Here is a 13,077-nt window from a genome sequence, read left to right as displayed (position 1 = left end):
CAGTTTCGTACGGGCCACTCGACCGGGTTTGCGACTGCGAGGGGTCAGGTGGTGAAGAGGGACTGACCCCAGAACTGGCCGGGGACGGTGCCGGGCGGGCACGCGAAGACCGCCGACCCGTTGTGCTCGATGTACTCGTTCAGCCCGTCCTTGCTCGCCAGGGCCCGCTGCATCGGCACGAACTGCTTGCCCGGGTCGCGCATGAACGCGAGGAAGAACAGGCCGGCATCCAGGTGACCGACGCCGTCGGTGCCATCGGTGAAGTTGTACCCCCGCCGCAGAATCTTGACGCCGCGCAGGTTGCTGGAGTGGGCCAGGCGCACGTGCGCGATCTCGGGGATCGCGGGCGTGCCGTCTGGAGCCTTCTTGGCGAAGTCGAGCTCGTCGAACTCCTTGGCCTGCCCGAGCGGAGCGCCCACCTTCTTGTCGCGACCGATGATGTCCTCCTGCTCCTGCAGCGAGGTGCGGTCCCAGATCTCGATGTGCATGCGGATGCGCCGCGCGACGAGGTAGGAGCCCCCGACCATCCAGGCGGCCACGGGCTTCTCGTCTTTCGTCGCCACCCAGACGTGTTCGGCGAGGCCGGCGGGGTCTTCGAGCTTGAGGTTGTTCGTGCCGTCCTTGAACCCGAACATGTTGCGCGGCGTGGCCTGGGCGGTCGAGGTGGAGGAGGTGCGCCCGAAACCGAGCTGGCTCCACCGCACCGACACGACCCCGAAACCGAGCCGCACGAGGTTGCGCACCGCGTGCACGGCCACCTGCGGGTCGTTCGCGCAGGCCTGGATGCAGAGGTCACCGCCCGAACGGTTCGCCTCGAGCTGGTCACCGACGAACGCCGGCAGGTTCTCGAGTGCGGCCGGCTTGCGAGCGGCCAACCCGAACCGGCCGTCGAAGAGTGACGGACCGAAACCAACCGTGATCGTCAGGCCGGATGCCGGGAGCCCGTAGGCCTCGCCGGTGTCCTCGGGCGCCGCGAAGGGTCCACCTCCGACCAGGCCGCCGGGAGCAGCCTCCGCACCGGCCGACATCCGCTCGGCTGCTCGGGTCCACGTCTTGAGCAGGGCGACCAGCTCGGCCCGGTCCTTGGTCACGACGTCGAGGGCCACGAAGTGCAGGCGGTCCTGAGCGGGGGTGACGATGCCGGCCTGGTGCTCGCCGTGAAAGTCGATGGCGGCATCCAACGACGGAACGCCGGGCCCGGCATCCGCGGGCGTGCCGTCTGCCGTTGCTCGCCCAGCGGCATACGTCACCCCGGCGCCCGCCACGAGGCCGACGGCTGCGGCCGTTCCGGTGGTGCCGAGCAGCCGCCGCCGGCTGACACCGCCCGATGTCGGGGAGGCAGCGACGGGCGTGGGCGCGTCCGACCGTTCTGCTGCTGAAGACGACTCGGTCACTTCGACTCCACGACGGCCGGCACCTTCGAGACTTCCTCGCCGAGGGCGTCGAGCGACACGGTCAGCGCCTTGATGTCGGCGGCGGTGAGCTTCGTGTACGACACGAACGAGCCGTTCACGCGGTGCGACTCGAGCAGCTTGTTCAGCTCGCCGAAGCGGGCGTCGAGGGTCTTCTGCAGGGCGGGGTTGCGCTCGGTGACGACGGGGCGCAACGTCTCGAGGGCCGACTGGGAGCCCTGCAGGTTGCCGCGGAAGTCCCAGAGGTCGGTGTGGGAGTAACGCTCCTCCTCGCCGGTGATCTTGCCGGTGGCCACCTCGTCGAGCAGCGCCTTGGCGCCGTTGGCGATCGTCAGGGCGGTGGGCTCGACCGACTTGCTCTTGGTCGCGATCTCCTTGACGTCGACGAGCAGCTGGTCGGCGATGGCGTTCGAGTCGGCCTGCAGGCCGGTGACCCAGAGGTCCTTCTCGAGGCGGTGGTAGCCGGTGAACTTCATGCCGTCCTCGATGACGTCCTCGCGCCCGTCGATCCTCGGGTCGAGGTCGCCGAAGCTCTCGGCGACCGGCTCGATGGTCTCCCAAGGCAGGCGGGCCGTCGGGTAGAGCGTCTTCGCCTTGGCGACATCGCCGGCCTTGACTGCGGTGACGAACTCCTCGGTGCCGGCGAGCAGCTTGTCGGACTCGGTCGCGACGAACGCCCGGTAGTCGGAGATCGCCTTGGCCACCTTCTGGTCGGCGCTGCCCTTGGCGGCCGTCCCCGTGACCGTGAAGTCGCTGCGGATGCCGTCGCCGACCATCCCGGGCTTGCACGCGGTCGTGAAGGTGCCCGGCTCGGTGATCTCGACCTTGAGCTGGCGCTTGAGGCCCGGGGTGATGTTCTCGACCTCCGAGACGATGCGGTCGCCGGCGGCGTAGACGTAGAACTCGTTGATCTTCGTTCCCGCGTTGGAGATGTCGAAGGTGACCGTGCCGGCCTGGGCCGTCGAGGCGCTCAGCTCGCACGCGGTGTCGGTGGCGTTGACGGTGATCGCGCCAGAGCCACCGGCCTTGGTCGACGACGACGGGGTGTCGGGCTTGTCGGTGCACCCGACCAGGGCTAGGGCGGCGATCGTGGCCAGCGCGAGGGGCGCGGCGCGACGGGCGGTGCGGGACATGGTGCTCCTGGTGGGTCGATCGCGAGGTGATGCGTGATGGGTACGGATGCCGGCGGGCGGCGTGCTGAGCCCGTCGGGGTGTCGTCCGCCTGGCCGGGTCAGGAGACGACGGCCGGCTGGCTGCCCGAGGGCTTCGCCGGCACTGTTGTGCCCGGTCGCAGCGGCCGCAGGAACAGGGTCATGACGACCGCGACGTAGAACACCCAGGCAATGGCCTGCAGCCAGGTGGTGGCCGGGGTGAAGTTGAAGATGCCCTTGAGCAGCACGCCGTACCAGCTGTCAGGGGCGATCACCGCGCTGACGTCGAACGCGAGTGAGTTCAGCCCGGGCAGGAACCGCGCCTCCTGCAGGTCGTGGAGCCCGTACGAGAGGATGCCGGCCGCAACGAGGATGAGCAGGATGCCGGTGTAGCGGAAGAACTTCGACAGGTTGATCTGCACGGCTCCGCGGTAGATGAGCCAGCCGAGCACCACCGCGCTGCCGAGACCGATCACCCACCCGAACATCGGCAGGTTGTTGCCCTGGCCGGCCGCCTGCGTGGTGGCGTAGAAGAAGATGGCCGTCTCGAGCCCCTCGCGGCCGACCCCGAGAAAGGCGACCAGGGCGATGGCCAGCGGACCCAGGTCTAGGGCGTGGTCGAGCTTGCCCTTCAGCTCGCCCGAGATGGTTCGGGCGGCACCCCGCATCCAGAACACCATGAAGGTCACGAAGACGACGGCGATGATCGAGGCGGTGCCCCCGATGAGCTCCTGCGCCTCGAAGGTCAGCGACTTCGTGCCGAAGGTCAGGAGGGCGCCCAGCACCACCGACAGGGCCACGGCCACTCCGACCCCGAGCCACACGTAGCGCAGGGCCCAACGCCGGTCGGTCTTGACGAGGAACGCCACGAGGATCACCACCACCAGGGCGGCTTCGAGGCCCTCGCGCAGGCCGATGAGCGCGTTGCTCACGAGCATGTGGTCCTGCTTTCGCCAAAGTGGTCAGGGGGCCGAACCGTCCGTCTGTGACGAGATGGGCTTACGAGATACCGCACGTCGACCTGTCGTAAACCAGGGAACCACAGGTATGCCTTACCTAACAAGTTGCGGACCAGGATGCGGCGCACGGACCCCCGTCCCCGACCACCCGACGCCGGCTCATCGTGCGCAGCCGGCCGGTCGGTAGGTTGAGCCGGTGACCACGACCAGCGCACCAGCCCCCTCAGTCGTCCCTGCGCCGGTAGCGGTCGACGCCTACGTCATCGGCGCCGGCCCGGCCGGGCTCGCGGTCGCCGCCACGCTCAAGCAGCGCGGGCTGCACGCCGTAGTGCTCGAGCGGGCCACGGGCGTCGGCAGCTCGTGGCGTCACCACTACGACCGGCTCCACCTGCACACCCCCCGTGAGCTCTCGGGCCTGCCGGGGCTGCCGATCCCCAAGGAGATGCGCCGGTGGGTCGCGCGCGACGACGTGGTGCGCTACCTCGAGCTGTATGCCGCTCACCACGGTCTCGACGTGCGCCTGGGCACCACGGTGGCCCGGGTCGACCGCTCCCCCGACGGGCAGGGGTGGTCGGTGACCCTTGACGACGGGTCGGTGCTCAGCGCTCCGTACGCCGTCGTGGCGACAGGCTTCAACCACACCCCTCGAGAGGCAGCCGTCAGCGGCATCCAGCAGTTTCCCGGTCGGGTGGTGATGGCGCACGACTACCGCACCGGCGCCGACCTGACCGGGCTCGACGTGCTGGTCGTCGGCAGCGGCAACACCGGCACCGAGATCGCGGTCGACGCCGCCGAGCACGGGGCTGCTCGGGTGCGCCTCGCCGTGCGCACGGTGCCGCACATCCTGCGCCGCTCGGCCGGCCCGTACGCCGCCCAGTACACCGGCATCCTCGTGCGACGGCTGCCGCTTCGCCTCGTCGACCGGGCTGCGTCACTGGTCGAGCGGGTGACGACACCCGACCTCTCGGCCTACGGACTGGCCCGGCCCGACACGGGGTTGCTGAGCCGTGTCGTCGACGACAACGCGATCCCCGTGCAGGACGTCGGCATCATCGACGCGATCCGCTCGGGCACGGTCGAACCGGTGGCCGCCCTCGAGTCGTTCGGGTCGCCCGGCGGCGCAGCCGTGCTCGCCGACGGCAGCCGCCTCGAGCCCGACGTCGTCGTGCTCGCCACCGGGTTCACGCAGGGCCTCGAGCCGTTGGTCGGCCACCTCGGCGTGCTCGACGCGAAGGGCCACCCGGTTCGGTCGGGAGGCGCCACCGCCCGTGGGGCGCAGGGCCTCTGGTACATCGGCTTCAGCAACCCGATCTCGGGCATGCTGCGCGAGATCGCCATCGACGCGCGCAAGATCGCCCTGTCGATGGCCCTGGCCAAGAACACCCGCATCACCGAGCTGACCGGCAAGCGCCTCTGACCCGCTTCTCGTCACTCCTGACGGCTCATCAAGCGGCGGATCAGACTGCACCTGGTGCTGCTCTGACGACACCGAACGCAGACTGATCCGCAGACTGATCCGCCGTTGACCCGATCAGGGGGTGAAGCGACCCCCGAGGTTGAGGAAGGCCGCCGCGACGGGGTCGGTCGAACTGATGGCGCGCGCGAGAGCCTCGTCGCTGGGGACGCCCGCCGCGAGGGCCTCGTGGTGGGCGGTCATCGCGGCCGCCGCCACGTCGTCGGGCACCGGTGCCACGGCCGCCACCACCGACCGCGCCCCGAGGGAGAACACGGCGGCGGCCAGGCCGAGCTGTTCGTCGCCCGGTCGGAAGGTGGCTGATCCCACGTCGCACGCCGAGAGCACGACGTGATCGGCCTGCACCCCCGAGGGTTGCAGCTCGTGGGCGAAGAGTGGCCCGTCGTGCAGGGCCAGCGACGAGAAGAGCGGCGACTCCACCTGGTGCGTGCCGTGGGCCGCCACGTGCACCACGCCCCCGCGCGTCAGCGCCTCGACGAGCCCCCGCGCGCTCGACGGCGTGGCGACCTCGACCTGGTGGCCCCCGCGCGTCCACGTGGCCGCCACCGCGTGGGCCTCCCCGACCGCCCTCGTCAGCTGGGGGCCCACACTGACGTAGACGCTGCGAGGCCCGGTGGCAACACGACCGGCGCGAGAAGGTGCGTCAGCGGTGACACCGGAGGCAGTCTCTCGGCGCGAGAACGAGGTGAGCGAGGAGGCAATGGTCAGGGGCCGGGTGTGCATCGACGGCAAGAGCGCCCAGGGCAGAGCCGACATCTCTTCGCAGGTGACCAGCACGAGACCCCCGCGCGACGAGCGCCACGGCCGAATGATGGCGGCATCGAGCCGGTCGACCGCTGACCGAAGCGACCCCCAGACGGCGCCGGCCAGTGGCCCGAGGTGGTGCGTGGCCGCAGCGCGCAGGTCGACCCGCACCCGGCGAGCCAGCTCGGCGGCCTCGGGCAACGGCATCAGGTCGCGAACGGACGCGCGTCCACCGATGACACCGACACCGCAGAGTCGCTGTCGGTGGGTGAAGAGCCACACGAGGTCGCGGTCAGCGACGTCGAGGGCCGCCCTCGCCTCTCGCACCCGCATGGGAATGGCCGACCCAGACCGGGTCTGGCTGCTCAGTGCCCAGTCACGGTCACGGATCTGCCGCTCGAGACGAGCCGCCCGCGCCTGCAGGTCGCGCAGCTGCTCCGGCTCGGGCGCCCCCCGCATGCCGGCCCGCACCGACCGCAGCGTCTCGGTCAACGAGGCGAGCTCATCGTCGGTGGGCCGTCCGAGCGAGGGCAGCCGGTCAGTGGCGCTGCGCCACCGTTCGAGCGTCTCGATCACCGCCGGGCTTCCGCGGGGAACGGCCAGATCGAGGTCGATGGAGGCCAGGCGCACTCCGTGCACGGCTCGGGCCGTGCGCAGGTCGAGGCTCGCACTCCCCTCCTGACCGGCGGCGAGACGTCTGGCGGCCCGTGACAGCAGCCGTCTGGCGGCCGCGGACTCACCGGCCGCCACCAGCACCGCGGCCGTGACCGCGGCCGCGTCGAGCTCGTCAGACAGCGAACCGGTCGAGACTCGTTCGAGGCCGAGCAGCCGGGTCCGGGCCCCGTCGACGTCACCGCCGAGCAGCAGTGCCTCACCCGACACGACCCGGGCGGCGTCGGCCAGCTCGGCGTCACCGTTCTCGGTGGCCGTCTCGACGAGCGCATCCGCCCGGCCGGCGGCCTCCAACGGCGGGCGCCGGCCGCTGCCTCGCTGCTTCGCGAGGTCGACCATCAGACCGACGAGGGTGGCCTTGGCCGCCCAGGCCGTGGCTCCGATGCGCTCGAAGGCCGCCCGCGACATCGCTGCGGCCTCGGCCGAACGGTCGAGGTGCCCGAGGAGGCGGTGAGCGCGGGCCAGCTCGAGGTCGAACTCGGCTCTGGCCTGGTCGTGGCCCTCGGCACTGAGCTCGGCCGTGCCGACCTCGAGGGTCTCGATCGCCTCCCGCACCAGCCCGGCCTCGAGCAGCACTCGGCCTCGGTCGAGGCGTGAGGGCGCCCGGAAGACGTCGGCCTCGAGCCGGTCGGCATCGGCCATGCCCGCGAGCGACCGCGGCAGGTCGCCGAGAAGGTAGGCCGCATAGCCCTCGTTGTGCCGCGCCATGAACTCCTGTTCGAGGCCGCCGAGGGCGTGCGCCAGGCGCGCCGCCTCGGCGAACGACTCGAGCGCCGCTTGGGGCCGGAACAGCTCGAAGGCGAGCATCCCCCGGCTCAGGTGCACCGAGCACTGCTCGTGCGGGGTGAAGGCGTCGAGCTGGCCGGCCGCGGCTTCGAGCCCGTCCCAGGCCGACGCGAGGTCACCCACCCGGCCGTGGATGTTGGCACGTTGGTAGTTCAACCGCGCCCGCAGCGCACTGTCGGAGAGCTCGTCGACGATCACCTCGGCCTGCGCCAACCGGGTCGTGGCCGCCTCGACACCCGACAGCATGAGCTCGGTGAGGGCGAGCGTGATCAGCGTCTTGCACCGCAGCTCGAGACGCTGGCGCGTGGGTGCCTGACCCGAGAGCCGGTCGATCTCGTCGAGGGCCGCCGCGAGGGAGTGGGCAGCCGCCATCGGCCGCCCGGCCACGTTCTCGGCCGAACCGCGCTCACGCAGTGTGCGTGCCCGCTCAAGCAGATCGATGGTTCCCGCCCGGCCTCTCCCTGCGCCGGGCCGCGGCTCAGATCTGGATCGTCGGAGTGATGACCGGTCGGTCTCCCTGGTTTGCCGGGTCGGTCACGAGGAAGTGTATCGGCCCGTGCGGCAGGTCATCCAGCACAAATCGTCCGTTGGCGTCGGAGGTGGCCGACCGGCTTCCGTCGGCGGTCACCGCCTCGACCTGAGCGCCCGGCGTGGTCACCCAGCCGTCGACCCGAACGCGTTCGTCCGTTCCACTCGGGCCGCCCGTGCCGCTCGCATCGCTCGTATCGCTGACGCCCCACGAGACCATCACACTCACGGATGCCGCTGTGAAGGTGACCGAGTCGGTGGGCGTGGGCTCCACCGCGGCGTCTGCAGCGTCACGACCGCGCGTCACGAGCAGGGCAGAGTCGATCAGCTCGGCGACCTCTGCGTGCAGAGCCTGCACCGAGATGGCGAACTTCATCCGCTCGGTGAGGTCGGAGGGAACGGGATCCGCGTGCGCGAACAGGTCGCGCACCGACCGCAGGTTGACGACGTCGTGTTCGTCGATGGCTTCGCTGTGCGACGACATGTCAGACCGCCCATCCGGTGTCGGAGCCGAGGGTGAGCCTCAGCTTCTGAAGGCATCGGCCGCGAGTCGGGCCGATGCTGCCGACCGGCATCCCGAGCGACGTGGCGAGTGCCGCGTAGTCGGGTCGGTCGGCGAACGCGATGACCCGGATCAGCTCCTGGCATCGCGGTGAAAGACTGGAGATGTGCTGCCACAGCACGCGCTGGCGCTCGGTGAGGATCGTCTGCGCCTCGGGGTCGAGCTGCTGGGTCGGGGCCTCGGGCACGTCCTCGACACCGATCTCACGCCGCGACCCGCGCGCCAGCCGCCAGGTCTCGCGCTTGACGACCACGACGAGCCAACCGAGCACCGCTGCCGGCTCGTTGATCGAGTCGGCCCGCGCGACGAGCTGGAGGAAGGCGGTCTGCATCGCGTCCTCGCACGTGGCCGGGCTGGCGCCCTGCGAACGGGCGGCGTTCCAGAGCACCGGGGTGACGATGTCGACCAGCTCGGAGAGCCGCTGGCGGTCGCCCCGCACGTAGGCCGCGAACGCCTGCCCCGCCAGGGTGCCGAGCCCATCGGAGGCCGTCGGGGTCGGCGTCATGAGCTGACCCTTCCGATACAGGCCCGCAGGGCACGGATGGCGCGCCCGCGCATCGCCCGCGGGCTCACGTCGGTGAGGTCACCCTGGTCGATGAGGGCGACCGCGAGCTCGGCCGCGAACACAGGAGTGGCGAAGGAGGTGCCACTCCACACCCCGAACCCACCGGTGTAGTCGTCGGGGTCGACCGTGCAGCGCACGGTGCCGTCGACCGCGATCTTGGTGCTCGGCTGGCCCATTCCGTTCGTGAGGGGCAGGGTGCTGACGACCGAGACGCCGAGACGCACGGCACTGACGACCGCGAGGTTGTTCGAGAACAGCGCCACGGTGATGCCGTCGGGGTTGCAGGCCCCGACGCTGGCCAGCGGCGGGTTCGACCTGGGCAGGATGCGCTTGGGCGGCTCGGCCGCGAGCGCGGCCGGCACGAAGGGCGAGCTCGTTCCGTCGTTGCCCACTCCGGCGACGACCGCGACACCGCTCTCGGCGAAGCGGTCGAGCATGTCGGCCACCGGCCCGGAGGTGTAGGTGGAGTCTTCGGCGTAGTAGCCGAGCGAGAGCGAGAGAACGTCGACGACGTCGCTGACCGGGCCGTGCTCCTGACCGTGGACGTGCCGGTCGAGCAGGGCCTGGAGCACGTCGAGCATGACGCCCTCGTCGACGATGCCGTCGTCTCCCATGACCGGGATCGACACGATGGTCGCCTCGGGGCAGCCCTGCCGGATCAGGCCCGCGATGAAGGTGGCGTGGCCCTGAAGCAGGCCGGGCGGCTCAGCCTGCGCAGAGGGGTCGCCGGGTGGGAGCTCGCTGGTCGGGAGGGTGGAAGACGCGGCGGTCTCACCGAGCGAGTCGGCCGGTACGAGCCGGCCGTCCTTCATACGGAGCCGCACCACCCGGGCGCTGTCCTTGAACCATGGGTGCTTGGCGATCTCGGTGTCGGGAACGACGATGACCGGGTTGCGGTCGAGCACTTCCGCCCGCAGCGCCGGGTCGGGCAGGGCCAGGCTCACCGGCATCCGCCCACCCCGACCGGGAACCGAATACTCCTGCAGGGCCGATCCGCCGACTCCGCCCCAGTACCCGCCGACCCCGCCCCAGTACCCGCCGACCCCGCCCCAGTACCCGCCCACTCCACCCCAGTAGCCGTCGGCCGGGCGGAGGACGTGCTCGAGGCTGAGGTTGTCGGTGGCCGGGCCGTCTGCAGCACGGAGCTGCTGGAGCACGGTCCAGGCGTCGACGGGGTCGATGGGCGAGGTCATCGACCGCAGAGTGATGCTGGTTCCCCAGGATCCCGAGTCGAGCTCACGCGGCCCACCGTCGGCGCGCGGGGTGAGCTCGTAGCGGAGGTCGAGCTTGGCCAGCGCGTCACCGATCGAGGAGAGGTCGCGGGTCAGGCCCGCGCCGTTGCGCACCAGCAACCGGTCGGAGAGGTACAGGGCGGGAAGAGGCGCCTCGCCGTCGGTCTTGCGCTTCGAGGTCGCCGGGTCGATGGCGCGGACCGGCGGCCGGGGGCGGGCACCCGCCCCCGAGGCCGCACTGGTGTCGGGGCCATCGCTGGGACCGGCTGGGCCTGAATCGGACATCTGGTTGACCTCCTGGGGACCGCGGGTCGCGGGGAGTGGGCTGGACTCGGTGCTCGTTTACGAGCCCTCATCCGCACAGAGTCGGCGACCTGGTGGTTGATACTCCTCCGACGAATCAGACTTTAGGGCGAATCGATGTATCAGCGCTGCCCCCACCGCCACTGAGCAGCGTGGGGGAGCGGATGACTGAGGCGCGGGGGGCTGCTGGGGAGCAGCGCGCCTCGGACACTCGAACTGGGTGCGTGCGAGCTTGAGGGGATCGCACGGGCCCGCGGCAGGGGCGTCGACGGTGGTTCCTTCGACGCCCCTGCCTTCGCACGCCGCGACACCGTTCGAGACAGCGACCAGCGGGCGCGAGGGCGCCTGAGCGCAAGGGCGCGAGGGCGCGAGGGTCAGGAACGCAACCGGCCCAGCCAGGCGCTGGCGTCGTGGAAGTCGGCATCGGCCGTACCCACACGCATCTCCGACGGGATGCCGTCGGCGCGCGGGTAGGAGCCCAGGAACCGCACTTCAGCGCAGACCCGCTGCAAACCCATCAGCGTCTCCCCGACCCGGGCGTCCTCGACGTGACCCTCGAAGTCGATCGAGAAGCAGTAGCTGCCCATCGCCGAGCCGGTCGGGCGCGACTCGAGACGGGTCAGGTTCACGCCCCGCACGGCGAACTGCTCGAGCAGCTCCAGCAGACCTCCGGAGTGGTCGGTGCGCTGGAAGAGCACGACCGTCGTCTTGTCGGCGCCGGTCGGATCGGGCAGGGTCCCCGGCCGGGCGACGAGCACGAAGCGCGTGACGGCCGCCTGGTTGTCACCGATGTCGTCGGCGAGTACCACCAGGCCGGCGTCGGCGGCTGCGACGGGGGCACACACCCCTGCGTCGAACATCACCTCACCCGGCTCGGCCAGCATCGAGGCCGACGCAGCGGTCGACAGGGTCGGCACGTAGACGGCATCCGGCAGGTTGGCCGCCATCCAGCCACGCACCTGCGCCCAGGCGTGCGAGTGGGTGCCGACCGCGCGGATGTCGCGGATCGGCGTTCCGGGTCGCGCGCACAGCACGAAGGTGATCGGCACGAGCACCTCGCCGATCACGACGAGCGGGTCGCCGGTCGCCAGCGCGTCGAGCGTCGCCGAGACGCCGCCCTCCACCGAGTTCTCGATCGGCACCATGGCGGCGTCGATGTCGCCACTTCGCAGCGCGGCGAGTGCGCCGTCGACGGAGCCGAAGGGCACCTGTTCGCGGTCGGCCGCACCGTCCCACGCGTCGAGCGCCATCTGGGTGAAGGTGCCGCGGGGGCCGAGGAAACCGAAGCGGTGCAGCTCGGCCGGCTTGCGCGGTGGGGTCATGAGACGTCCTTCGATCGGTGGCGGTCGGCCGGCGGGGCGCTGCGGCTCTCACCCTTGGTGGCGGAGGCGAGCGCCTGCTGCTCCTCCGGTGTCAGGGTGATGCTCGAGGCGCCACCGACCACGCCCTTGGCGTAGGTGCGTGACTCACCCCTGGCGTGGATCGACGAGATGACGATGCCGTCGCCGAGGTCGTCGACGATGGCAGCCGAGAAGGAGAGCCGGCCACCCATGTCGCCGAACGCGTCGTAGCGCACGACCGCGACGTTGCGCAGGCTCTGGCGCACGTCGTTCTCCGCCGCGGCGAGATGCTCACGAAGCCGGTCGACGTCAGCGGTGACCCGGTCGAGGCGCTGGTTCTGCGTGGCCGCCACGCGCGCGATGTCGACCTTCCCGTCACCGCCGAGGGTGCGAAAGTCACGACGCACTCCAGCCAGGCGCAGCTGGGCCAGCACGGCGAGCACCAGGGCGACCGCCGCGACCGCCGTCGACCCGATGGCCAGGCTCGTCAGCGTCGTCTCGTCCACGATCGGCAAGGGTAGCCGCGCCGCGTCTGCCGGCCGTCGCTGTTCCAGTCAGTGGCCGGTTCGGGCCGGCGACGCGAGGTCAGGACGGGGCGAGTCGGCGGCGCAGCCGACGCACCCCGAGGGCGAGGGCAATGTCGCGGTACTGCGCCGCCCGGTGCACCTGGCTGCGCCAGTTCGTTCCGGTGGCCCCGTGTCGCAGGTCGCAGGTGACCTCGACGACGCTGAGACCGGCATCGAGCACGTCGACCGTCATGGCGACCTCGGCTCCCCAGCCCCTCGCGAACGGGGTGGCCGCTGCCACCGCGGCCGGTGAGAGGCAGCGCAGCCCCGACAGTGGCTGCTTCGGCGACCAGCCGACCAGGTCTTCGATGCCCTTGTGAGCGAGTCCCACGACGAGGCCGTGCCCGCCGCCGAGGTGCATCGCCGCACCGGTCGGTTCGCTCACGTCGGGGCCCCCGGCGGCGATCGCGAGATCGGCCCGGCCCAGCATCACGGGCCGCGCCACTGCTTCGACGTCGGCTGAGGTGACCCCGAGGCCGACGTCGACGAAGAGCACCGCGGCGGAGCCACCCAGCCGGCCCGCTCGCTGCAGGCTCGCCATGCGGCCCAGGCCACTCATGAGGGCGTCGCCCCTGCCGTAGCCGCGCTCGAGGCGCACGATCTCGGCTCCCGCGTCGGCGGCCACTCGCGCCGTGTCGTCGCTGGAGCCGTCGTCGACGACGATCACGACCCCGACGCCCTCGACCTCGCCGACGCACGTGACGATGTCGAGGATGCGCTCCGCCTCGTTCCGCGCCGGGATGACCACGGCGAGGGGCGAGGCGGCGCGTGTGGTCATGGGCT

The 13,077-nt window shown here is 71.2% G+C and carries 11 protein-coding genes; 1 reads left to right on the top strand and 10 read right to left on the bottom strand.

The genetic code is table 11. From position 1 onward, the window contains the following. Nucleotides 1–44: 44 nt before the first annotated feature. The 3 genes from efeB to efeU all read right to left on the bottom strand — a co-directional run bounded on the left by efeB (nucleotide 45) and on the right by efeU (nucleotide 3,501). Nucleotides 45–1,394 carry an iron uptake transporter deferrochelatase/peroxidase subunit gene (efeB, locus tag BA895_RS04360; protein WP_083282960.1) on the bottom strand — a complete coding sequence of 450 codons (1,350 nt, stop codon included), beginning with the start codon at nucleotides 1,392–1,394 and terminating at the stop codon, nucleotides 45–47. Further along, nucleotides 1,391–2,545: an iron uptake system protein EfeO gene (gene efeO, locus BA895_RS04355; protein ID WP_070190661.1), complete on the bottom strand. Its 1,155-nt coding sequence runs from the start codon at nucleotides 2,543–2,545 to the stop codon at nucleotides 1,391–1,393. The genes efeB and efeO overlap by 4 nt, the downstream gene beginning before the upstream one ends. A 98-nt stretch (nucleotides 2,546–2,643) precedes the next feature. Beyond that, entirely contained in the window at nucleotides 2,644–3,501 is an 858-nt protein-coding gene (gene efeU, locus BA895_RS04350) for an iron uptake transporter permease EfeU (protein WP_070190660.1), read from the bottom strand. A 217-nt stretch (nucleotides 3,502–3,718) separates the two neighbouring features. On the opposite strand from efeU, the gene BA895_RS04345 reads away from it, so the two are divergent. Then, the gene (locus tag BA895_RS04345) at nucleotides 3,719–4,939 is read left to right on the top strand and encodes an NAD(P)/FAD-dependent oxidoreductase (protein ID WP_070190659.1); all 1,221 of its coding nucleotides are present in this window, start codon (nucleotides 3,719–3,721) and stop codon (nucleotides 4,937–4,939) included. A gap of 114 nt (nucleotides 4,940–5,053) precedes the next feature. On the opposite strand, the gene BA895_RS04340 is transcribed toward BA895_RS04345, so the two are convergent. From BA895_RS04340 to BA895_RS04310, 7 genes are all read right to left on the bottom strand, one after another. Next, nucleotides 5,054–7,585, bottom strand: a complete 2,532-nt coding sequence (locus BA895_RS04340) for a CHAT domain-containing protein (RefSeq protein ID WP_175442250.1) — start codon at nucleotides 7,583–7,585, stop codon at nucleotides 5,054–5,056. A gap of 91 nt (nucleotides 7,586–7,676) precedes the next feature. Continuing rightward, nucleotides 7,677–8,210, bottom strand: a complete 534-nt coding sequence (locus tag BA895_RS04335; RefSeq protein WP_070190657.1) for a carboxypeptidase regulatory-like domain-containing protein — start codon at nucleotides 8,208–8,210, stop codon at nucleotides 7,677–7,679. A gap of 1 nt (nucleotide 8,211) precedes the next feature. Further along, the gene (locus BA895_RS04330; protein ID WP_070190656.1) at nucleotides 8,212–8,793 is read right to left on the bottom strand and encodes an RNA polymerase sigma factor; all 582 of its coding nucleotides are present in this window, start codon (nucleotides 8,791–8,793) and stop codon (nucleotides 8,212–8,214) included. Further along, nucleotides 8,790–10,370 carry a S8/S53 family peptidase gene (locus BA895_RS23845; protein ID WP_070190655.1) on the bottom strand — a complete coding sequence of 527 codons (1,581 nt, stop codon included), beginning with the start codon at nucleotides 10,368–10,370 and terminating at the stop codon, nucleotides 8,790–8,792. The genes BA895_RS04330 and BA895_RS23845 overlap by 4 nt, the downstream gene beginning before the upstream one ends. A 392-nt stretch (nucleotides 10,371–10,762) precedes the next feature. Continuing rightward, nucleotides 10,763–11,710: a prephenate dehydratase gene (pheA, locus tag BA895_RS04320; protein ID WP_070190654.1), complete on the bottom strand. Its 948-nt coding sequence runs from the start codon at nucleotides 11,708–11,710 to the stop codon at nucleotides 10,763–10,765. Continuing rightward, nucleotides 11,707–12,234: a DUF4446 family protein gene (locus BA895_RS04315; protein ID WP_070190741.1), complete on the bottom strand. Its 528-nt coding sequence runs from the start codon at nucleotides 12,232–12,234 to the stop codon at nucleotides 11,707–11,709. The genes pheA and BA895_RS04315 overlap by 4 nt, the downstream gene beginning before the upstream one ends. 79 nt (nucleotides 12,235–12,313) lie before the next feature. After that, on the bottom strand, nucleotides 12,314–13,072 hold the full coding sequence (locus BA895_RS04310; RefSeq protein WP_070190653.1) for a glycosyltransferase: 759 nt from the start codon (nucleotides 13,070–13,072) through the stop codon (nucleotides 12,314–12,316). Nucleotides 13,073–13,077 lie beyond the last annotated feature (5 nt).

The organism is Humibacillus sp. DSM 29435, from assembly GCF_001758225.1.
GTDB lineage: Bacteria > Actinomycetota > Actinomycetes > Actinomycetales > Dermatophilaceae > DSM-29435.
Note: the sequence above shows the minus strand (reverse complement) of the source record. Positions and strands in the feature narration are given on the sequence as shown.